This is a genomic window from Clostridium sp. MSTE9 (genome assembly GCF_000277625.1).
In the GTDB taxonomy this organism is placed as follows: Bacteria; Bacillota; Clostridia; order Oscillospirales; family Acutalibacteraceae; genus Faecalispora; species Faecalispora jeddahensis.
The window spans coordinates 1-21,421 of the sequence record NZ_AKFU01000042.1 but is presented as its reverse complement, the minus strand read 5'-3'; the positions used below and the strand labels follow the sequence as shown (position 1 = coordinate 21,421).

At 53.0% G+C, this 21,421-nt stretch carries 24 protein-coding genes; 5 read left to right on the top strand and 19 right to left on the bottom strand.

Annotated elements, in window-relative coordinates; translation table 11 throughout:
* Window positions 1–84: 84 nt before the first annotated feature.
* The 5 genes from HMPREF1141_RS12730 to HMPREF1141_RS17395 form a co-directional block, all read right to left on the bottom strand.
* Complete coding sequence (locus HMPREF1141_RS12730) at window positions 85–597, bottom strand: ferritin (RefSeq protein WP_009065061.1); 513 nt, start codon at window positions 595–597, stop codon at window positions 85–87.
* Between the two features lie 280 nt (window positions 598–877).
* Window positions 878–2,098: an HD domain-containing phosphohydrolase gene (locus HMPREF1141_RS12725; protein ID WP_009065077.1), complete on the bottom strand. Its 1,221-nt coding sequence runs from the start codon at window positions 2,096–2,098 to the stop codon at window positions 878–880.
* 123 nt (window positions 2,099–2,221) lie between these two features.
* Entirely contained in the window at window positions 2,222–2,398 is a 177-nt protein-coding gene (locus HMPREF1141_RS17595; RefSeq protein ID WP_009065065.1) for a hypothetical protein, read from the bottom strand.
* A gap of 428 nt (window positions 2,399–2,826) precedes the next feature.
* Window positions 2,827–3,666: a deoxyribonuclease IV gene (locus HMPREF1141_RS12720; protein ID WP_009065098.1), complete on the bottom strand. Its 840-nt coding sequence runs from the start codon at window positions 3,664–3,666 to the stop codon at window positions 2,827–2,829.
* Window positions 3,667–3,678: 12 nt separating this feature from the next.
* Window positions 3,679–3,924 (bottom strand): hypothetical protein, encoded by a 246-nt coding sequence (locus tag HMPREF1141_RS17395; RefSeq protein WP_155863639.1) that lies wholly within the window; start codon window positions 3,922–3,924, stop codon window positions 3,679–3,681.
* On the opposite strand from HMPREF1141_RS17395, the gene HMPREF1141_RS12710 reads away from it, so the two are divergent.
* The 3 genes from HMPREF1141_RS12710 (at window position 3,913) to HMPREF1141_RS12700 (ending at window position 9,699) form a co-directional block, all read left to right on the top strand.
* Window positions 3,913–6,552 carry a YhgE/Pip domain-containing protein gene (locus HMPREF1141_RS12710; RefSeq protein ID WP_009065002.1) on the top strand — a complete coding sequence of 880 codons (2,640 nt, stop codon included), beginning with the start codon at window positions 3,913–3,915 and terminating at the stop codon, window positions 6,550–6,552. The two genes, HMPREF1141_RS17395 and HMPREF1141_RS12710, sit on opposite strands and share 12 nt — an antisense overlap.
* A gap of 13 nt (window positions 6,553–6,565) precedes the next feature.
* Window positions 6,566–8,791, top strand: a complete 2,226-nt coding sequence (locus HMPREF1141_RS12705) for a YhgE/Pip domain-containing protein (protein ID WP_009065035.1) — start codon at window positions 6,566–6,568, stop codon at window positions 8,789–8,791.
* A 101-nt stretch (window positions 8,792–8,892) separates the two neighbouring features.
* Window positions 8,893–9,699, top strand: a complete 807-nt coding sequence (locus HMPREF1141_RS12700; RefSeq protein WP_155863637.1) for a lytic transglycosylase domain-containing protein — start codon at window positions 8,893–8,895, stop codon at window positions 9,697–9,699.
* A gap of 67 nt (window positions 9,700–9,766) precedes the next feature.
* Here the strand turns inward: HMPREF1141_RS12700 and HMPREF1141_RS12695 are convergent, their stop codons facing one another.
* The gene (locus tag HMPREF1141_RS12695) at window positions 9,767–10,231 is read right to left on the bottom strand and encodes a pyridoxamine 5'-phosphate oxidase family protein (RefSeq protein ID WP_009064982.1); all 465 of its coding nucleotides are present in this window, start codon (window positions 10,229–10,231) and stop codon (window positions 9,767–9,769) included.
* Window positions 10,232–10,484: 253 nt separating this feature from the next.
* On the opposite strand from HMPREF1141_RS12695, the gene HMPREF1141_RS12690 reads away from it, so the two are divergent.
* Window positions 10,485–10,970 (top strand): low molecular weight protein-tyrosine-phosphatase, encoded by a 486-nt coding sequence (locus HMPREF1141_RS12690; RefSeq protein WP_009065040.1) that lies wholly within the window; start codon window positions 10,485–10,487, stop codon window positions 10,968–10,970.
* Between the two features lie 97 nt (window positions 10,971–11,067).
* Here the strand turns inward: HMPREF1141_RS12690 and HMPREF1141_RS12685 are convergent, their stop codons facing one another.
* From HMPREF1141_RS12685 to HMPREF1141_RS12645, 9 genes are all read right to left on the bottom strand, one after another.
* Window positions 11,068–11,286, bottom strand: coding sequence for a DUF1653 domain-containing protein (locus HMPREF1141_RS12685; RefSeq protein WP_035317105.1), 219 nt, complete (start codon window positions 11,284–11,286; stop codon window positions 11,068–11,070).
* Window positions 11,287–11,417: 131 nt separating this feature from the next.
* Window positions 11,418–11,900, bottom strand: coding sequence for a VOC family protein (locus HMPREF1141_RS12680; RefSeq protein ID WP_009065054.1), 483 nt, complete (start codon window positions 11,898–11,900; stop codon window positions 11,418–11,420).
* On the bottom strand, window positions 11,900–12,289 hold the full coding sequence (locus HMPREF1141_RS12675) for a flavodoxin (protein WP_009065089.1): 390 nt from the start codon (window positions 12,287–12,289) through the stop codon (window positions 11,900–11,902). The genes HMPREF1141_RS12680 and HMPREF1141_RS12675 overlap by 1 nt, the downstream gene beginning before the upstream one ends.
* Window positions 12,290–12,294: 5 nt before the next feature.
* Window positions 12,295–13,254, bottom strand: a complete 960-nt coding sequence (locus tag HMPREF1141_RS12670) for a GNAT family N-acetyltransferase (RefSeq protein ID WP_009065101.1) — start codon at window positions 13,252–13,254, stop codon at window positions 12,295–12,297.
* A 6-nt stretch (window positions 13,255–13,260) separates the two neighbouring features.
* Window positions 13,261–13,602, bottom strand: coding sequence for an MmcQ/YjbR family DNA-binding protein (locus HMPREF1141_RS12665; protein WP_009065059.1), 342 nt, complete (start codon window positions 13,600–13,602; stop codon window positions 13,261–13,263).
* Window positions 13,599–14,138 carry an RNA 2',3'-cyclic phosphodiesterase gene (thpR, locus tag HMPREF1141_RS12660; RefSeq protein WP_009065025.1) on the bottom strand — a complete coding sequence of 180 codons (540 nt, stop codon included), beginning with the start codon at window positions 14,136–14,138 and terminating at the stop codon, window positions 13,599–13,601. Before thpR ends, HMPREF1141_RS12665 begins: the two co-directional genes overlap by 4 nt.
* Before the next feature lie 2 nt (window positions 14,139–14,140).
* The gene (locus tag HMPREF1141_RS12655) at window positions 14,141–14,578 is read right to left on the bottom strand and encodes a DUF188 domain-containing protein (RefSeq protein WP_009064993.1); all 438 of its coding nucleotides are present in this window, start codon (window positions 14,576–14,578) and stop codon (window positions 14,141–14,143) included.
* Window positions 14,575–14,973, bottom strand: coding sequence for an MmcQ/YjbR family DNA-binding protein (locus HMPREF1141_RS12650; RefSeq protein WP_009065048.1), 399 nt, complete (start codon window positions 14,971–14,973; stop codon window positions 14,575–14,577). The genes HMPREF1141_RS12655 and HMPREF1141_RS12650 overlap by 4 nt, the downstream gene beginning before the upstream one ends.
* 71 nt (window positions 14,974–15,044) lie before the next feature.
* On the bottom strand, window positions 15,045–16,382 hold the full coding sequence (locus HMPREF1141_RS12645) for a hypothetical protein (protein WP_009065045.1): 1,338 nt from the start codon (window positions 16,380–16,382) through the stop codon (window positions 15,045–15,047).
* Window positions 16,383–16,692: 310 nt separating this feature from the next.
* Between HMPREF1141_RS12645 and HMPREF1141_RS12640 the strand changes: the two genes are divergently transcribed.
* Window positions 16,693–17,229, top strand: coding sequence for a superoxide dismutase family protein (locus tag HMPREF1141_RS12640; RefSeq protein WP_009065075.1), 537 nt, complete (start codon window positions 16,693–16,695; stop codon window positions 17,227–17,229).
* Window positions 17,230–17,269: 40 nt separating this feature from the next.
* Here the strand turns inward: HMPREF1141_RS12640 and HMPREF1141_RS12635 are convergent, their stop codons facing one another.
* The 4 genes from HMPREF1141_RS12635 to HMPREF1141_RS12620 all read right to left on the bottom strand — a co-directional run bounded on the left by HMPREF1141_RS12635 (window position 17,270) and on the right by HMPREF1141_RS12620 (window position 21,335).
* Entirely contained in the window at window positions 17,270–17,587 is a 318-nt protein-coding gene (locus HMPREF1141_RS12635) for a hypothetical protein (RefSeq protein WP_009065096.1), read from the bottom strand.
* Between the two features lie 5 nt (window positions 17,588–17,592).
* Window positions 17,593–18,456, bottom strand: coding sequence for a 16S rRNA (adenine(1518)-N(6)/adenine(1519)-N(6))-dimethyltransferase RsmA (gene rsmA / locus HMPREF1141_RS12630; RefSeq protein ID WP_009064997.1), 864 nt, complete (start codon window positions 18,454–18,456; stop codon window positions 17,593–17,595).
* Between the two features lie 58 nt (window positions 18,457–18,514).
* Complete coding sequence (locus tag HMPREF1141_RS12625) at window positions 18,515–19,192, bottom strand: Crp/Fnr family transcriptional regulator (RefSeq protein WP_009065023.1); 678 nt, start codon at window positions 19,190–19,192, stop codon at window positions 18,515–18,517.
* Window positions 19,193–19,886: 694 nt separating this feature from the next.
* Window positions 19,887–21,335: an IS1182 family transposase gene (locus tag HMPREF1141_RS12620; RefSeq protein WP_009064989.1), complete on the bottom strand. Its 1,449-nt coding sequence runs from the start codon at window positions 21,333–21,335 to the stop codon at window positions 19,887–19,889.
* Between the last annotated feature and the right edge of the window lie 86 nt (window positions 21,336–21,421).

The window sequence follows — 21,421 nt, the reverse complement described above, 5'->3', positions numbered from 1 at the left end:
TTCCCGGGCGGTAAAAGCTCCCGCGCTGGAAAGCCGCAGCCTCAGGTTACTTTCCCACCGGTGTGCGGGGTTCCCCCGACCGGTTTACAGAACCAGACTGGGCGCCGCGTATACTCTGCCCGCCAGCTCCTGATCCAGCAGGTACAAGCCCTTGGAATCGGAACCGAACAGCTCTATCTTCTTAATAATATTCTCCGCATTGGTCTCCTCTTCGCCCTGCTCCTTTACGAACCAGTCAAGGAACTGCATGGTGCGGAAATCCTTCACGTTGTATGCTTCCTCATAGATCGCGTGGATCGAATTCGTTACATACTGCTCGTGGGCCAGCGCCGCCTTCGCGGGGCCGATCAAATCGCTGAACTTCGTGTCGGGCTTCGCAATGGCCTCCAGCACAATTTTCTCGTTGTTGTTCTGCATGTATTGCAGGATCAGCATCGCGTGGTCGCGTTCCTCCTGCGCCTGAATCTGATACCAGTTGGAGAAACCATCCAGCCCTTCATCCTTATAATAATTGGAGATATCCAAATACAGATAAGCAGAGAAGAACTCTTTATTGATTTGCTCATTGAGCAGCTTTACAACCTTTTCATTTAACACAAATGTCACTCCTTCGGCGTTTGATTTGTTCCGCCTGCCGGTTTTGCCGCTGCGGCCGACCGTAATGCCGGCCCGCCTGACAGAAGCTTACCGCCCGGCAGTAAAAACTGGTAATGATCTTTCTTGCTATTATTATACCATGACCAGGTGGTAAAACAAGTCTGCAGAACGGAAAAAATCGCCGGAATTCAAGCGAACTTCTTGTAATAAATAACAATAATTATTATTAATTTTATTCAGAAGATCGCTTCTGCAGGTCTCGCAGAGACGAAAAGATGGATCATCTGCTCTTTTTCACTTTCAGGTCTTCTTCATAAAAAACAGTGCCCAGAATGGCGTCGATATCCCTTACGATCGATCCGTCGATCAGATTCTGCTTTGCCATGGTATCGAGAATACCGACGGACTCTTCGTGCGAGAGCGCCATCCGGTAGGGGCGATCCTCCGTCAGCGCCTGGTAAATATCCACACAGGCCAACACGCGGGAATTAAAATCCAGCTGATTGGCGGTAAGGCCATAGGGGTATCCCTTGCCGTTGAGTTTTTCGTGGTGATTGGCCGCCCATTCGGTAATATCCTCAAAGCCCTGCACCATCTCCAGCGCCTTGCGGGTATAGTAGGTGTGCGACTGAACCACATCGATCTCTTCCCGGGTCAGGCTTCCCGGCTTATCCAGAATTTCGTTCGGCACCATAATCTTTCCCAGATCATGCAGGTCCGCCGCGATCCGCATCTTCCAATATTCTTCTTCGCCGCAGCCGTAATAGCGGCACAAGATGCCGACTTTTTTGCTGATGCCGCGGGAATGCCCCCCTGTAAACGGGGACTTCGCATCGATGATGTTGCTGTACAGCCGCGAAATACGGCGGATATTCTGATAGCCGAACTCCCGTATTTCCTGCGGGAGCAGACGCTCCAGCTCCGACTCAATAAACATTGGCTGCATATTCAGCCAAAACTCCCCGTGCTGTGAAATATGGAAAAACAGGCGCAGCAGCTCGGGATCAAAAAGGCGGGCATCCTTTTTCAGCATGCCCAGTATGTCGCGCGGGGTATTCCCCTGCGCGTACTCCACCGCAACGCGGTTGGAAAGAGCGATCAAGCGAGAAAAAAACGGAATCTCTTCGCCGCGCTTTCCGAAAAAGCCGCTGCCGTCCTGGCATTCGTGATGATACAAAATCACACCGGGAATCGGGTGGTTGAATGGAAAATAGGATACGTTCTCCTCCCCCACCTCACAATGCCGGATATTTTTCTCGAGCCCGGCCATATCCACCGGATTTCTGTCCAGCAGAGAACGTGTGATCCCGTTATCATGCAAAAGCGCATAAGAAATCAAATCGAAGAACTCCCGCTCGGGCAGGTTCATCAATTTTGCAAGTCTTGCACAAATATAAGCAACATGTCTGGTATGATTGGTAACATCCTTCAGCAAATCTCTTTCCACAAAATCCAACGTAAAGGAAAAAGAAAGCAGCATTTGATTCACATTTAATTTCATGATTCCGCCTCATATCTTCTGTGCACTGCACGTCCTGGAAACGTTTCCAAAAAGAATCGTCTATGTATTTAGTTTATCGGACGATCCCCTTCAAAATGAAGTCATCAGGCGGAAAATTTGAAATCACATACGGTTTTTCGATTTCCAAACGATCAGCTGCCGCAGTATTTCTTCCCGGGATTCTCCCTTTTTCTGCGCCATGTCATCCAGCAAACGATAAAAGCTTGGAAAGCCGGTTCCGAAAGGATCTTTTACCTGCTGAATTCTGCGGTCCATTTTCTTAATCTCTTCCTGCGTCACAATAATCCCTCCATTAATGAGTCCGTGATTCATCGATATTCTGTTTTTTGTACGCACCGCATTATTTTTTGAAAACTATTGATTTTATATAAACGAAATATAGAAATTTCAGATTTTATTTACAAAATTTTCCTGTTAATTTGTTACTATTATAGCATAATGGAGGACATTAATCAAACTGCATTTTGACCAATAGTAACATAAAACGACAATTTTCGCATCTAAAAATCAAAACCGCTATAGGAACGGAAAGCGTGTGCCTCCTGACTGCGGATTTACAGATTCCCGTTTGACCGTCGAAAATGAACAAAAAAGGAAAGGCCGCTTTCGGGCAGCACTTTCCCCAGTGATTCCGCATTCTGACTTAGCCGCACGACAGAAGATCCCTGCGGCGGTTTTGAAAGCTGTGAAATATTTTTGTCCGGCATTTATATCGATTTCCGGTACAGGCTTTTCAGCAGCCGAATTTCCTGCGCATAGCCCGGCAGCTCGTTGGGTGTTTCCAGGTAAAAAGGAAGTTCCCGCAGGGCCGGGTGATTGATGATGCGCTCCATTGTAGCGAGCCCCAGGCTGCCCTGCCCGATTTTCTGGTGGCGGTCCTTGTGGCTGAAAAAGGGATTCATGCTGTCGTTCAGGTGGATTGCCCGCAGCCAGGAAAGACCGATCTCCTGATCAAATTGAGCCAGCACGCCGTCGAGGTCATTGACCAGATCGTACCCCGCATCGTACACATGGCAGGTATCGAGGCAAACGCCCATTTTCTCTGTGAGAGAAACCTGATCCAGTATCCGGCGCAGCTGAGAAAAACTCCCGCCGACCTCGGTTCCCTTCCCGGCCATGGTTTCCAGCAGCACGGTTGTTGTCTGCTCCGGACGCAGAATTCCGTTGAGCAGCTGTGCGATCTGCGAAATTCCCGCATCCTCCCCCTGCCCGGTATGGCTGCCGGGATGAAAATTATAGCAGCTGCCGGGCAGATATTCCATGCGCTGCAGATCATCCTGCATCACAAAAAGGGCAAATTCCCGCACCTTTGGGTCTGCGGAGCAGGCGTTGAGCGTATAGGGCGCGTGGGCCAGGATATTGCTGATCCCTTCGCGCTGTGCAAGCTCCCGCAGCGCGGCGGCGTCTGCGGGGTCGATTTCTTTTGCTTTGCTGCCGCGGGGATTGCGAGTAAAAAACTGGAAGGTGTTCGCCCCAATGGAAACCGCATCCTTCCCCATCGCCAGAAATCCCTTTGCAGAAGACAGATGACATCCGATTTTCAGCACTGTGTTTCTCCTTTATTTATGCGATTGTTGTTTTTTTCCTACTGCCAGTATACCCGTTTTTTCTGCATCTGTCTTGTTTTTTCTTCCAAAAAAGGAAACTGCGGCAAAAGATGCCCCCTGTTGGAATTCGCCAAAGGCAAAAGGAAATTCGCTCTCCATTGACAAAACACTGGAAAAGTGTACTATAATTAACCATGCAGCACCGGAAAACCGTTCGCGGCCATCCGGCCCGAGAGAGGAGTTCTCATGAAATTTCATAACATGCGAAAAATTTTCATCAATGACTGGCGCAGGATTCTGCATAATCCCGTCGCCATTATTATTACCATCGGTATCTGTGTTCTTCCGGCTCTTTACGCCTGGGTCAATATCAAGGCCTGCTGGGACGTATACGAAAACACAGGCAGCATCCCGGTGGCCATCGTCAACAACGATCAGACCGTGGAATTTAAAGGAAAAGAGGTCAACATCGGCAAGGGCGTTGTTGACCAGCTGAAAAACAACAAAAAGATCGATTGGAAATTCGTCAGCCAGAGGCAGGCCGACCTTGGCCTGGCCGATGGCACTTATTTTGCCGCGATCGAGCTGCCGGCGGATTTTTCCGAAAGCTTTACCACCCTGCTTTCGGATACACCCGTCAAACCAAAAATCATTTATAAGGTAGACACCAAGGTAAACCCCGTGGCGGAAAAGATCACAGAGAGTGCAAAAAACACGCTGGTGCAGGAAATCAAATCGAACTTTGTGTCTACGGTAAACCAGTCCATTTTTTCTATGCTCAATCCTGTGGGCGAAGATGCCGACGAAAACCTGCAAAGCGTCATTCAAATGAAAGACGCGATCGTGAACCTGAACCAGAACATGGACGTCATTTCCTACTCTCTGGACAGCCTGCACACGAACTCGATCAACCTGAATCAATTTTTGAGCAGCGTCAACACCGCGTGGCCGCTGGTGGAAAACGGACTTGAAACCGCTGGGAAAACCGCCGCCAGTCAGCAGACGCTTTCGCGCGACGCCCAGAAGCGCCTGAACAACTCGCTGACATATATGGACACCAACCTCTCTTATGTGCAAAACTCCAGCCAGCGCGTACACGCACTGCTGACAGAGCTGAACAGCGCTGCAAAAGAGGGCAGCACAGCTAAAATGGACACCGTCTTTTCCGATCTGGATGCTACCATGTCCGCCATGTCCGGCTCTGTGGACGCAACCGCCTCCTATCTGAAAAAATACCGTGAGATCGACTGGGGCGAGGATGCGGAAAACGCAGAAGAAAAGCTGACCTCTCTGCGCGCTTCGCTGGTAAATCTGCGCGGCCAGCTAGTACAGCTGCGGAAAAACCTGAAGGAGCTCTCCGCGGACTCGGAGGCCTTTTACAACTACCTGGACAAAACAATTTCCGAACTGGAGAAACAGGTGCAGGACATCGACGAGTCGCTCGACACACTGATTCCCGCGCTGGAGGCTTTCAATGAATCCCTGCACTCCACCGTTCTGCAGGCATCGATCGATGCGCTGAAGTCACTGCGCGATTCCGGCATTGGCGACAAGCTGATCACCAATCTGAAAGAAATTCAGGCCACCCATAAAGATACCGCCGCCGCAATCGCTTCGGTTGATCAGGCTGCCGCGAACGGGATTCAAATGATCGACGACGCGATCCCAAAGATCGATAAGACGGTCGAGTTTTTGAAAACAGTCCAGAACAATCAGTCCGATAAAAAGGCGCAGCTGACCAAGATGATCCGCTCCCTCGATTCCATCGGCGTGGAAATCGACAGCATGCGCGGCAAGCTCTCAGACATTCACAAGCAGTCCGACGCCGCCGCACAGCTGGCCGCAGGAAAAGCCGACACCATCAACAACGACCTGTATCAGATGGAAAGCCAGCTGACAAACATTCTAAAAGAATACAACCAGAGCATCCGCGGCGATGTGAGCACCATCGGCCAGCGCCTGGTCACCTCGGCCGACAATGCCGCACAGCTCTCTCAATCCGCTCAAAAGCTGGGTTCTGAAATCGGCACCATGCTGAAAACGGCGCAGTCCGGCACGAAGCTGACCTCTGACCTGACAGGCTCTCTCAGCAGCAAATTAAAGGAATTCAAAGGCACCATTCAGACACTCGGTGGCAAGCTTGAGCTGGTCGACAACAACGACGTTGTGCAGATCATCTCGATTTTGCAGAGCGACCCCGAATTTATGGGGGATTTTATCGCCGAGCCGTTTGAACAAAACGTAGAATACATCAACGCCGTTCCCAATTACGGCTCGAGCATGGCGCCGATCTACACCGCGCTGGCGCTGTGGGTCGGCTGCCTGATTTTAAATTCAATTCTGCGTTCGCGTCCCCCTGAATTTGAAGGAAGCGAACAGCTGACGCTGCGCGAAAAACATTACGGCAAAATGATGACGTTCTGCTCCATGGCGCTGATTCAGGGCATCGTGATTTCGCTGGGCGACATCCTCCTGCTGAAAATCTACGTGGTGAACAGTATGCTGTTCGTCTTTTTCGCCGTGTTTTCCTCTATAGTGTTCTGTATCATCACCTACACGCTGTATTCTACCCTTGGGAATGCCGGAAAGGCACTGGCGATCGTCTATATGATCTTTCAAATCCCCGGCAGCGGGGGAACCTACCCCATTCAGGTAGACCCGCCTATTTTCAGCATTCTGCAGCCGCTGTTCCCGTTCGCCTACACAGTCAGCGGGTTCCGCGAGGCGATTGCAGGCCCTTTGACAAGCCAGGTGCTTCTGGATTTTGCCGTACTCGGCCTGTTTGCCCTGATCTTTCTGATTGCCGGATACTTCATCGTTCAGCGGATGGCGGAGCCTGTGCACCGCTTTGAAGAGATGTTTGAAAGCTCCGGTCTGGGCGAATGAAAGGGGGAACAACATGAAACGAATGAGTAAGCTGGGGGGCATCCCCGCAAAAATAAAATCCGGTCTTCACTCTGTTGTACACGAACGGATTCGTCCTGTGTTCCTGGTTTTTCTGCAGGATTTAAGAACCATCCGGCACAATAAGGCAACGCTGGCCGTTGTGATCGGCCTGTGCATCCTGCCGTCCCTGTACGCTTGGGTCAACATTTACGCCTGCTGGGACCCGTACTCCAATACCGGCAATCTGCCCGTCGCCATTGTAAACAACGACGAAGGCGCCGTCATCAACGGGGAAATCATCAACGTGGGCGACAGCATTGTAGAGGAGCTCAAAGGAAATCAGTCGATGGGGTGGCAGTTCGTCAGCGACTGGCAGGGCAATTACGGCCTGAGTCAGGGAACGTATTACGCCATGATCGAAATCCCGCGCAATTTTTCGGAGCGGCTGGCCAGTCTGGCCACTTCAACACCGCAAAGGCCCGTTCTGACCTACCGGGTTAACGAAAAGCTGAACGCGATCGCCTCAAAAATCACCAATGTGGCCAAGGACCGCCTGATCGACAGCATTGAAAGCAGCTTTGTAAAAACAGTGAATGAAAAAGCAATGGCGATGATCAACGACGGTTCCAAGGAAACCCAGATGAACCCCTCGCGCCTGAAGGAGCTGAAAACCTCTTTGCAGCAGGCCGATCAGGACATCACCCGCGCCAAGGCGCAGATCGACCAGGCCAGCAGCAACTCCAAAAGCTTTCAGAAATACCTGGATGAAGCCGCGGCGCTTTCCCCCACCATTGCCGACCAGATCACCGGTCTGCAGCAGATCTCCTCATCCGGGGCTTCCCTTGCAGAAAAGACCCAGCACACCATTCAGTCGATCGCATCTAACCTGAGCGCCGACCTGAACCGCATGCAGGAGCTGAACCAGCAGAACCAGCAGCTGATCGCCGCGCTGCGGAATGTGAACGGCAACACGCTCGATGAAAACACAAAGCGTATCGCACAGCAGAATATTGTCATCTGCAAGGCGCTGGATGTGCTCCTTGACACCGATGCGAAAGACCTTGCCGAACTGAATAAAGCATATGATCTGAACGCGCTGACGCTTCTGGTCAACTCCCTGAAATATGCCGACCGTCTCGTAAAAGCAGAACAGGATTTACTAATGAAAATGGTCGATGCGCAGAGCAGCACGCCGAAGGAATCGATGGATGAGATGCTCAGCACCCTTTCTAAGCTGAGCGACGAGCAGGCCCAGCTCGCGCAGAACCTTTCTTCCACCTATGCCTCGCAGGGGGCGCCTCTGCTCAGCAGCCTCGGTGACAGCATTGTGCAGTCGCTGTACGACACCAGCAGCCTGATCGGCTCGACGATGTCGATTGTGCCGCAGCTGGACGCGCTCGCCGCCTTTACGAAGGCCTCCAGCGAGCTGACGGTCCAGCAGGGCGCACAGATGACCGACCTGCTCGATACCCTGCAGGAGGATTTGAGCCATATCTTATCCCGGCTGGATACCATCTCTACCGAAGACCTGGAAACACTCGAGGACCTGATCGAGAACCATCCCGATACCATCGCAGATTTCATCGCTTCGCCCCTCAATGTCGAGCAAGTGGAAATCTACAAGGGCGGCACTTTCGGCACCGGATTGACCCCGTTTTACACAGTTCTTGCCATCTGGGTGGGCGCGCTGCTGCTGTGCGCGTTCCTGACGGTTCACTGCAAAGACCCGGAGGGGTACCACCTGAACCTGAAGCAAAAGCACTTTGGCAAGATGACCCTGTTTTTATTCCTGTCGCTGATTCAGTCCACGATCATCACACTGGGGGATGTTTTCCTGCTGGGGGTTGAACCGGAAAACTTCTGGCTGATGATGCTGTTCAGCGTTCTTTGCTCCGTCGCTTTTGTGGTGATCATCTTTACGCTGGTTTCGCTGTTCGGCAACGTGGGCAAGGCCATCGTCGTCATTATGATGGTTTTTCAGATCGCGGGCGCCGGGGGCATCTACCCCATCCAGACCAATCCGCGCGTATTCGGTATCCTGCATCCGCTCTGGCCGTTCACCTACGGAATCAACGGCTTCCGCGAGGCGATCGCAGGCCCGGCCTGGGACAGCGTGTTTACGAATATCTGGGCGCTGATCGGCTTTATCGTGGTATTCCTCCCCCTGGCCGCGCTGAAAAAGCCGCTGCACAAGGCCAATACCCTCTTTGAAAAGATGTTCCAGAAGGCTGCGATCTAACATAACCAGCCCACTGAAAAAGCCAGAAAAAGGATTGACAAACCGGGCGGCTTGTATTACCCTGAAAGCAGAACAATTTGTCGAAAAAAGGAAGCGGTGCTTTGAACACTTTGGATTTTCCAATAGCCGGCGTTGCCGGTGTTACAGGCAATAACGGCAGTCAAAGCCTTTCGGGGAAAGCTGTATCCCAGACAGGCGCTTCATTTTCTGATATTTTCGGCTCTGTGCAGAAAAGCACCAACCTCGACGCGGCGTTTGAAAAGGCCGCGGAGGCCTATGGGGTGCCGGTCAATCTGCTCAAAGCAGTGGCCAAGGCGGAATCCGGCTTTGACCCGGATGTGGTTTCCTCCGCCGGAGCGCAGGGCATCATGCAGCTGATGCCGGGCACGGCCCGCAGCCTTGGAGTCTCTGATCCGTTTGATGCGGAGCAGAACATTATGGGCGGCGCCAAATATTTAAGTCAGCTTCTGCGCCAGTTTAACGGCGACACCACCCTTGCGGTAGCGGCTTATAATGCAGGCCCGGGCAGCGTGACAAAATACGGCGGGGTTCCTCCCTATGCCGAAACGCAGAATTATGTGCAAAAGGTATTGGGTCTGACGGGGTCCGAGCTGACGGCAGGAACCGCTCAAAGCGGCACCGGTGCAGATTCCTCGCAGGAGCTTCTTTCCGCCCTGACCGGCAGCACGGGCGGCTCTTCTTCTCTGGGGGCTTCCACCTCGGAAAGCTACCTTCTGATGAAGCTGTACCAGTTTCAGGCATTGCAGGCTTTATTTTCAGATTCAGAGGAGTCTCAAAGCCCTCTGTCGAGCCTGTTCTCGGATTCTTTGCTTTCCTCACAGGATCAGACAGCCGGTTTGTTTTCAGATTCCAACACAACAGAGGATGCCTTGACCAGCCTTTTTTAAAACACAAATATTTTTATAATAAAGCAGCCGTACCCGGAGCAATGTTCGGGTACGGCCGTTTTTTGATTCAATCGTCGCGGTTGCGCTTCCCGCTGATCTTTTCCACGTGGATTTTGATAATGCTCACGGCCGGCAGCTGCCGGCGGATCACTTCATCCCTTCGCTCCAAAACGCCGGGAGCCAGAGTGTCGCAAAGCTGCAGCAGACGTTTGGTTTTCTCCTCCGGGTCGGTAATGATTTCCGCGCGGCCTTCGACCATTACGCTGTCGTAATGGGTAACAAAACGCTCGGGCATAATGGTTTCGCGGCCAATCACCACAAAAGACACCCGGTCGTTTTCTTTGATAGTATCGATTTTCCGGCCCTTTACAAAGCAGTGGAAAAAGATCGCCTGCTCTTCTGGAAGATAATAATAATTCAGCGGCACACCGTACGGCTCGCCCCGCGAAGTGGCAATCGACAGCACGCCATAGGTTCCCTCGCGCAGCAGCTGCACCGCGCCTTCCTGCGACATTCTTCTGCTTGGTCTCATGAAAGTCCTCCTGTTTTCTTTGCTGGTAATCTCCGGCGGAATCCATCGTTCTTTTTCTCCAGTATATCAGTCAATGGTAATCAGGGCAACCATTGCATTCTGGTGAATGCGCGATATAGGGATTCGGGTTGTTGAAACACTTCGGGCCATGCTATAATAACCTCACAGCGCAAGGTACTCCTTTTGATCAATGAAAGCGACCTTGTGGTTGTTATTATCCTATTATTATCATTTTAAAAACAGGAGAAACTGAATGGTACGAGTTTTATTTGTTTGCCTTGGGAACATCTGCCGCTCGCCCATGGCGGAATTTTTGCTGAAGCACCTCGCTGCAAAGCGCGGCTGTGAGGACGAGTTTGTTATTGCATCCGCCGCCACCAGCGCGGAGGAGATCGGCAACCCGGTTCATCGCGGCACCGTGAAAAAGCTTGCGGAGCACGGGATTTCCTGCACGGGCAAGCACGCCGTACAGCTGACACGGCGCGACTATCAATCTTATGATTACCTGCTGGGAATGGAGCACTCCAACCTTCGGAGCATGGCCCGGATACTGGGCACGGACGATCCGCAGAAAATCCGGCGGCTTCTGGATTTTTCCGCCCGCCCGCGGGATATCGCGGACCCCTGGTTCACCGGGAATTTTGACAGCACCTACGATGATATTCTGGAGGGCTGCAACGCTTTTCTGGATGATCTGGAAGCAAACGGCCTGATTCACCCCAAAAGAAAGGGTAAATGAAAGATCCCATATTCCCATAGGAAAGACGAAGTCTGAAACAACTTACATAAAAGCCCCCGCTCTGATTTTCAGAGCGGGGGCTTTTATCGCAATGCGGCTATTTGCCAAGATAGGAAAATCGGGGAACGCTTACGCCGTTCCGCTCGATGATCTCACTCCACATGCCGGCCGGGCGCACCCAGACGCCGCCTTCCCCGTACAGCGCACGGTACACCACCATTTCTTCCAGAGTTTCAGAATGGCGCGCAACATACAGCAGCTCGTACTCGTTCCCTTTGAAATGGCGGTAGCGCCCGGGCTTTAAAGTTTCTTCCATTGCTCTTTGTTCCCTTCCTAAAAAACGGTCAATCATGGGTTTCAAAGTAGATTGCTTCCTGCCGCTCGAGGCCATCTCAGGATTGCCCATTAAGGGCAATCCTTTCGTCAATCATATGAATTCAGCCAATTTCACAGTGCCTGCTGCTCCCGGATACAGGACTCTACATATGAAAGCGGCACGTCCATCCGACGAGCGGTTTCTTCGCACGACAGACCGGAATGAAGAAAGCGAAAGACCACCTGCTGCATTCTTTCGCCGACCTCTATGATGTGACCGTCGGGGTCATAAAAGCGAACCACGCGCTGACCCCATCGATGCTCCTTCAGCGGGTGAACATATTTCAAATCCGGCCACACAGCAAGGCGCTGCAGAAAGGCATCCAAATCCGCTTCTTCAAAATACAGCTCCGCGGCACGATTTTCAAATGTGATCTGATCTTCCGAAAGCTCTAAAAAATCCCGCCAGCTCTCGGCAGTCTGCAGGGCAACACCGTCGGATAGTGTAACGTTCGCGCCGAAATCAGCGGTAATCTCCATCCCCAGCAGCCCGCAGTAAAACTGTTTTGAGCGTTCCATATCCCGCACGGCGAGCAGCGCACAAACGTACTCCATCACAGCTCTTCCGGGGCGGAAATCGTTTTGCCCACAAGATCGATCACCTTTGCAAAGCCGTCCCGGTCTTTGAGCTTACTGCCCAGAGAGGTGGGAATACACACAATGCGTGCGCGCCCCACCTGATCGATAAAGGTACGCACCGCCGGAGGAAAAGTGCCGGCCCAAATTGGGAACACGAGCGCCACCGTTCCCTCCGGCTCCGGGCTATGGTAAGTAGCCGGCAGGGATTTGCCCGAGGCCGAGAAATATCCGGCCTTCATATAGCCCCCGGCACCGGACCAGTCGACGCCGTCCTCAATCCGTTCTGCCTGTGTCTGAAAATGGCTGGCCAGCTGTTCGGCGATTCCCTTGCTCCTGCCGGAACGGGTAAAATAATACACCTGCATACCTGTCAATCCTCCTTATTTTTAATATAAATCAGATGCGGCATTTCTTTGCCGTTATGGTACTTACTATGCTCGCCGGCCACCGTCATCCCCAGGCGTTCGGCGACTCTGCGCGAAGCGGTGTTTTCCGGGCGGATGTCGGCGATCACCTGCTGTGCGCCCAGATTGCCGAACGCATACCGCAGCCACGCTGCCGCGCCCTCCGCGGCATAGCCCTGTCCCCAAAACCGCCGTGCGACAATATAACCGAGCCCGAAATAGGTTTCCCCGTCGATTTTCTCCGGCAGAATGCCCATCAAACCGATCAGCTCGCCGCTCTCCTTTTGAACGGCGGCGTGGTGGGAATACCCGCAGGTTTGATAGCGCCGGTTCGCGCGCTCAATCCATTCGGCGATCTGCGTATCGGTAAAGCCGTATTCCCAGGCATACATGGTTTGTTCATCCCCGAGAATCGGCCGCAGGGCCGCAGGGTCCTCTGTCCTCAGGCGACGAAAGCCGAGCCGGGGTGTTTCAAGCACCCACAAAGGGCGGCTGAAATACACCATATCTGTCAGCAAAACACCGCACTCATAAATCGGGTGATCATAATGCTCCGTAAAAAAGTCTTTGACCCGGTGTGATTCCGAGAAGCCGCAGCGCCGATAAAAAGGCACCGTAGCAGGGCTGTCGCCGGTGCCGACCATCATCACATGACAGCGGGCGCCCCATTGTGTGCACAGCTCGCTGATGAGCCGCCTGCCAAGGCCCCTCCCCTGACTGTGGGGAGCAACCGCAATATTTTTCAGCTCGCAGACTCCGTCACCCTCGTCGGTAACGACCGCAGCCGCCAGCGGTTCCCCGCCCTCATACAGAACGGTCATTTCTCCTCGCGCCAAATACCGGTCGATCATCGACTCCTGTTCGTCTCCAAGGAGCAAAAGGGAGAGATACTGCTTTTTATTTTCCGTTATTTTGCGGTACTCCATCCGTACTCACCCCCCGCGCCGTTGTTTGGGCCTTGTCAGTTCATAGCTTTGGCGCACCATTTGCTGCAGCTCGTCCCACGGCACCTCGCTGTCCAGCAGCACGGTGTTCCAATGCACTTTATTCATGTGGTAGGCAGGCACAACACCGGAAAAGGCCGAGCGCAGAAAATCCGCGCTCATCGGCTCACATTTCAGGTTGACGCACGGATGCCCGCCGCGCTCGTAGACAAACGCAAAGGACTTTCGGTTTTCTCTGTGGCGCATCACCGCCCATTCCTCATCGAACGGGTAATCCTCATAAGCATCGGGATAGGTCAGGCAGTGCGCGATCATTTCCTGCTTTGTCAAGGCTCATCCCTCCCCGCGCGTACGGAATACTGCTCCGTATAGGTCAACACCCCATTGGGCCACTCCGAGCGCATCAGGCTGACTGTGTCAACGCTTGTATCAAACGGTGAGCCTAAAATCGTGCCGCGATCAACCTCTTGATGCAGGCGAACCCGCCGCGCGAGCGTAATATGCGGTGAAAAACGGCGTTCCTCCAGTCGAAAGCCCTCCGCGATGAGATTGCCGCACAGCTCTTGCTGCAGCCGGAGCAATGCCGGGTTTTCGGCAAGGCCGATCCACCAGATGTCGCCGCCGTCGCGGCGAAAGAAGCCGATTTGATCAAAAGTCAAATTCAGAGACATGGCCCCGGTACGATCCATCGCTCTACAGGCAGCCGCGGCTTTCTGCGCCGGAACCTCGCCGAGAAAAGCCAGCGTCAGGTGCAGGTTTTCGGGCCGGGAAAAATCCCCCTGCGCGGCCTCGCGCAGGCGCTGCTGCACCGCCAGAATACGTTGTTTTGTTGCATCGTCGAAATTGACGGCAAGAAACAGCCACATGGTCATTCCTCCCCCAGCAGACGCGCCAATTTCCCGCAAAACGCCTGATCCTGCTCCGGCAGACGCTTGCGCGGCCCTTTCAGCCGGCCGCCCGCGTTGCGGATCTTCTTTGCAGTATGGCGGGCGAGCAAAAGGGCGTCGATATTCTGCGCCGTATATTCCATGCCGTCCTGATTCAGAATCCGAGCACCGCGCGCCATGCACATCGCTGCAAGGCCGTAATCCTGTGTGACGACGATGTCGCCGGGCCGCAGCAAGTTTACCAGGGCAAAGTCGACACTGTCTGCCCCTTTTGAGACTACCAGCGTGCGAGCGCCCACCTTTTCAAAATGATGCGACGTGTCGCACAGAATCAGGCACTCCACCCCGAAGCGCCCGCATAGGCGCACCGCCTCATCCACCACCGGGCAGCCGTCCGCGTCAATCAGAACCCTGGTCACTTTGTATTTTCCCCCAGTATTTCTCTTTGCAGCTTTTTAGTCAGCTTTTCAAACACCAGCCGGTAAGAGTCGTCGCACAACTGCCGCAGCAGCTCCGGCGGCAGTCCGCCGCCCAGATCGACCGAATTCCAGCAGCGCTTGTCGGAATAAAAGCCGGGCAGAATTTCCGCATGTTCCCGGCGCAGCAGCTCCGCGAGCATCGGGTCGCACTTCAGGTTCAGCAGATCCTTCCCCGCGTACATGGGATTATGCTCTGCTCCCGGGCACATTCTGGCCGCAAACAGCCGGCTGCCCACCTGGTAGCGCAGCCATCCCCATTCCTCTTTGAAATCCTTTGTCACGCCGGGCTTTGCCAGCAAATATTCGTCCAGCCACGGATGCTGTTCACCGTTCATTGATTCTCCCTCTTTTCTCCGGCTGCCCACAGGCGAACACGGATTGCTTGTTCGCCGGATCGGACCATGTTTTAATAATCCAGCATGATTTTATAAATGTTGACCGGCCTGCCCTTCGGAACAATCCTTTTTTGTCCAATGATCTCGGCTTTCCCGTATTTCATCAGATTGGCCAGAAAGCGGTTGGCCGTTCTAGTGGAAATCCCAAGACGATTGATCAGATCGAGAGAAGAGATTTCATCGGAGCCCTCCTCCTTGAGGACATGGATGATTTTCGACACCGTTTCAGGAGAAAGCTTTACCTCTGACGCCACACGGTAAATATAATCGCTCTCCACATCCGAAATCACAAGATCCGCTTCGCTGCCAGGAGTCATGCAGATCATTTTGTTGTCTTCATCGATCAAAAAGCTTCGATGGTTTTCATCGCCGAAGTTCTCCCCGTGGCGCACCGCATCCATGGCATTCATGCGCGCCTGATAGAAATTGCGCCCGATTCCGTAGCCGATCGACCCCGAAAAGTTCAGATTTTTTTGCAGGTACGTATAAAAAGGGCACTCCAGAAAATTGTTTGTCAGCTTTGCAAGGGTGTCGCAGTCCGTGTAAATCTCGAAGCCGTCGCGGCTGTCTTTTACGGTCAGGCTGCCGCTGTAGGGGCTGACGAGCGTCAGGATTTCTTTTTTGTAAGCAAGGAATTTCATCTCTGTATTGCTGTATTTTCGGGTCAGCAGTTCAGAGCAGGTGATCAGAACGTTAGCGGGGTAGCTCCTCCTGGCGCGCATCGCGTCGATCTTCGACACTACCTCTCTCACCGTGTTCGTCAGCGCGTTCTGGCTCGGGTAAATATAGTAGCAGGAATAGCCCATTCCCCGCATCCGCTCCGCCGTGGTGTAGAGATAGGTCAGTGCAAAATCAATTTCTCCGTTCCGGAATTTTTTCTCCACATAATGTGAGAACCGCTTCTCCTCCTCCTCGATGACGAGGTGGCCGTAGTGGCGGAAGGTGTTGTCATACTCCCGCGCGATGGTCGCGAGCGCGTTTTTCTCAATCGCCTCCGGCAGGGTCATTTTGTCCGCCATAAAATCCACCGCAACGCGCGAAAAATCCTGCTGCCTGCGACGGATGCTCTCCCGAAGCAGGATGCGGTAAGTGTTTTCGATGTCGATATCAAGATAACTCAGGCAAGGGGTATCGCCCTGACGAAGTTCCTCCATCACGTGGTTGGGAATGACGCCGCTGGTGATGATCCCCTGAAAATCCGAATGAATTCTTTCATAGATTTCGCAAAGCTGCTCGATGGTCTCATAAACAAAATATGTGATTTCAACGTTTTCAGGAAACTGCAGTTTGTGTTCCTGAAGATATGTGACAAGATGCTGTTTCAGTGGCATTGCTATCCGATAAATCACCCAGGCGCCTCTCCTTTGCATGATGGAATGGGAATCACTTTTCAAAGTGACTTTACGTAAAAATGGCGGTTTCTCCCCTTGCCAAAGGCGTAGGAAGAAACCAACAATTCATAAATGCAATATTACCGTAGCTTTAGAATACGATGATTTCGAGGACTTGTCAATAAAAGGAATTCCGAGGCCTGCCGCCTGATCCCCAGCCTGTGCGAAGGGCGAAGAAAACGCTGAAAAAGCGTCCGGCCCGGACGTAAAATCCCATCATTGATCAAATCATTCTTCAGAAGCATACAATAGCGCAGGAGGTGCTTCTGTGCTTGATTTAAATACGATTCAAAATACCGCGAGAAGAATTCCGGACGCACAGGCTGTCATCAAAGGAAGCTCTGCATACCCGCAGCTGCGCGGAACCATGCGCCTGCATCAGATGGAGGGCGGCGTTCTCGTCACAGCCCTGGTACATGGGCTGCCGCAGGGGGAAGGCTCCTGCCCGGTGAATATATTCGGTTTTCACATTCACGAGGGAAAAGCCTGTACCGGAACCGACCAAGAGCCTTTCGCAAACGCCGACGGACATTTTAATCCGGGGAACTGCCCGCACCCGGCCCACGCAGGAGACATGCCGCCCCTGTTCGGCAACCGGGGCAGCGCATATTTATCCTTTTTTACGGACCGCTTTACTGTTTCACAGGTGATTGGGCATACGGTGATTGTCCATTTGCATCGAGATGATTTTACCACCCAGCCGTCCGGCGACTCCGGGCCAATGATTGCCTGCGGGATCATTGAACGAACTGGCTGGCAGCAGTGGCAGCAACCCCGATGGGGCTGTGTGATGCCAAACTGCTAAACTGAAAAACACCGACAGGAACTTTGCCTGCCGGTGTTTTTTATTCTACAGGCTGTTCAGACTCTTCGGCCTCACCGGCAGTCTCACCGTTCGCGCCATCATCATGCGGTTGTGTCATGGGCACAAACTGCTCCACCGGCATCACCATGACAGGCGTCTGCTCCTTGGACACGTCGTCCGGCTCATTCCAGCTCTGCAGGGCGAAAAACATACCGGCCAGCGCTACAAAGGAGGCCGTTACCCCGCAGGCGATCGACCAGCTGCGGATATCCAGCGGGCCGAGAATCATTGCCCCCAAAGCCAGAATCAGACCAAAAACAAAAAAGAATTTTGCGATTTTTTCATCGGTATCCAGCACAAGAATCACTCCTTCTGCGAGGCCAGGCAGATATACAGCCTGGCAAACTCCTGCATTGTCAACTGCTCGGCACGCACGCGGCGGTCAAGCCCTGCATCGTCGAGCGCCTTGCCCACCGTTTCTTTCGGCAGGGACAGCCCCGCTGAAACGGAATTGAGCATCGTTTTTCTTCTTTGTCCGAACGCCGTGCGCACCAAAGAGAAAAAGCCCGCTTCATTTTCTACCCGGACGGCGGGTTCTTTGCGCAGCGTCAGACGGATGACGGAGGAATCGACATTCGGCGCGGGCAGAAAGCTGCCGCGCGACACCTCAAATAAAATCTCCGGCTCGGCGTAGTAATGCACCGCCACCGTAACCGCCCCGCATTCCCGTGTGCCGGGCTGCGCACAGATACGCCGCGCCGCCTCCTTTTGCACCATCACGGTCAGGGAGGTGATATCGAGCCGCTCCTCGAGCAGCCGCATGATGACAGGCGAGGTGATGTAATACGGCAGATTGGCGCACACCGACACCGGCATCCCGGCAAATTCGCGCTGGAGAAGCTCTTTCAGATCGAGCTTTAAGATATCGCCGTTGACTACCGTGACGTTATCGTAATCCGCCAGCGTCTCTTCCAGCACCGGCAGCAGACGGCGGTCAAGCTCAATCGAGACCACCTTCTGCGCCCGTTCGGCCAGCTCACGCGTGAGCACCCCGATACCGGGGCCGACCTCCAGCACACCGGTTTCCGGCGCTGCTCCTGACTGCTCCGCCATGCGCGGACAGACCGTGGGGTTAATGAGGAAATTCTGCCCCAGCGCTTTGCTGAAATGAAAGCCGTGACGGCCTAAAATCTCTTTGATTGTTGTGATGTTGGATAGATTGTTCATGAAACCTCCGCTTGGTGTGATGCGGCCGTGGCCGGGAATCGGACAATCGGGCAGCTGACTACTCCTGCAGCTTGTCCGGATTGAGAATAAATCGGTTGCGGTGAAAGCGGATAAGCTGCTCCTGCTGCATGCGCCCCAATTCTTTGGAAAGCGCGCTGCGGTTCACGCACAGAAAATCCGCCAGCTCCTCGCGTGAAAAGGGGATCACCGGCTCCATGGTTCCCTGCCGGCGCGCCTGCTCACCGAGGTAGGCCAGCACCTTATCCCGCGTACTCTTCTGTGAGAGGATTTCCATTTTGCGGTTCAAATACACATTCTTTTCCGCAAGCAGATGCATCATGTTGCGCAGAAGCGTGGCATGGTGCCCGCACATAGCCGGACACGGCGACAGCAATTTCTCTGCGGAAAGACGCATCACACGGCAGTCTGTAGAGGCGATGACGGAGACCGGGCTCTGGCGAATCTGCGCGCAGGCCAGCGATTCCCCGAAAATCTCCCCCGCGGAAAACTCCGCGACGATCGATCGGCCGCCAAACAGGTCTTCCCTTACCACCTGTACCCGGCCCGACAGTACAACGCCGATCCACTCGACCGGTTCGCCTGCCAGCAGCACGATCTGATTTTTGGAATACTCCCTGACGCCGCTGTTCAGGCAGTTGATGATCGCTTCGCGATCCTGCTCCTCCACACCATGGAACAAGGCCGTGGACTGTAACATAGCATATTCCGGTTTCACGGTCTTCTCCCCTTTCCCCAGTTACCCCACGCAAAGTGCGGGGATGGATTGTTCCTGTGCAGAGCTTGCCCCTTGTGCCGAGGTGGCCTATTTTACCGATCGAAAATGTCTTATATCATACGTCGTTTTGGTGCGAGTTTTCCCGCGATGTTCGTAAGGACGCAGCCTGTCTGCTGGCGCAGGGCTTGCCCCTCATGCCGGGGCGGGCACTTACTTTCGTGAAAGGACGAAAGTAAGCAAAGGCCTTCCAAAGGACACCTTTGGAATCCGTTTGAGGAACGGTTCCTGACTGTGCAAACGATAGCTATCCGTAAGGCGCTCCAATGAAAATGTCCACTCTCCTAGCTGCTGAAAATCAAAAACTCACTACTTTCATCCGTCGGCGGGCATTTTCAGAGCGCTCTCGTCAGCTCGTAATTTGGAAACGCCAGCTTTCTGCAATGTTCTTTTCCACGTGGAAACAGACAGTTTCCTTTGTGGGCTGCCCAGTCACGTATTTGCGGGTTCAAGCCACCGACCCAAGAGACAGGCCTCGTCTGCACCGCGTCTACGCCTATGAAATTAAGACTATTTTACCACATCGCACCAGAAAACAAAAGGCGAAGTTTTCTCCGGCAGCACCCCTCAAAGAAAAAGGCTTCTGCCAAATGCAGAAGCCTCAGCTTGTAGACAAAGCGCCGTCTGGGTTTAAAACTCAGACGGCGCTTTTAGTGACAAACTTCGAGTTTGGAACAAATAAAGGGAAAAAGAGAAACGAAAAACCCGGCTCCGGCTTGAACCTAGGGTCTCTCGACTTCCAGACCGCCAGCTTCTTGAGATTCATGCAGGCGAAAGTAAGCAAAGCCTGCATCGTCACTTTGGCTTTGCCTCGCAAGGTGGTAAATCTCAACCCGTGTTTTTCTTTTGCATCGGCGAAAACCCGTTCGATGGTTTCCGAACGCTCCCGGTAAATTCCCTTTCCCTGCGGCGTGTAACGGAAGTCTTCCGCGGTATCCAGATAGTCTGCCCATACATGCCGCGTTACGGTTTTCTGATCATTTTTCCTCTGTGTGCACTGTGCCCGCACCGGGCAGCGTTTGCAGATTTCAGGATCACTTTTGTATTCCCGGTATCCCGCGCGGTTCGTGGTCGAGTAATGTAAAACCTGATTGTTCGGACAAAGAACGCAGTCGTAATATTCGTCATACACATATTGGTACGGTTTGAAATATCCTTCTTTACTCATCGGCCTTTTGTACGGAAGGACCGGAATCCGGTGGTCATCCAGAATCTGCTTGCAGATATATGGAATTTTGTAACCAGCGTCGGCTACGACATATTTGATTTCAGGGAAGACAACCTTTACCTTGTCGTAAATACTTTTGAACATCACGCTGTCATGGACATTTGCGGGGGAAAGCTCCATGCCGAGGATGAAATTGTGCCGATCGCAGGCCGTATGCGCGGTGTAGGCAAAGCATTTTTCATGCTCTCCCTTGTGGAATATCCCGCACTCCGGGTCGGTCGTGCTTTTCTTCGTTTCCTTCGTTTTCCCGGTCCCGCCCCCTTTTCCCGGGCCGTCGTCGTCAAACGGCTTTTTCCCATGTGCTTCCCGGTCTTTGTTGATCTCTTCCATCAGTTCCTTGTGGTAGTGCTGCGCTTCCACTTGAACCTGCACCTTCATTTTCTTGTTCCGGTTTGCGCTGGCCTTGATATGCGTGGAATCGATGAATACCGCTTTCGGGTTCACATATTTCAGCTTCACCGCTTCTAGCAGAATACGCGCAAAAATCTGCTCGAAAATGTCGGTGCCCTCAAACCGCCGGGAGTAGTTCTTCCCAAAGGTCGTGAAATGCGGAACCGGGTCGTTCCAGTCATATCCTAAAAACCACCGGTATGCGGCGTTGACCTCGATTTCTTTGATCGTCTGTCTCATGCTGCGGATCCCAAACAAATATTGTATGAATACGATCTTGAACAGCACCACTGGGTCGATACTCGGCCGGCCCGTGTCTCCGCTGTATTTGTCCTTGACCAGATCGTATATGAAACTGAAATCAATCGCTTTCTCGATTTTCCTCAGAATATGGTCTTTCGGGACCAAATCGTCCATGCAGCAAAAGCTGATTTGTTTCCGGTTGTCCTCACTTTTTTCATTCAGCATTCTCCATCACCCGCTTCTATTTTACCACCCCGCAGCCTACATAAAAAGACAAAGTACCTCTTTCCTGATACTTTGTCTTCACGCTG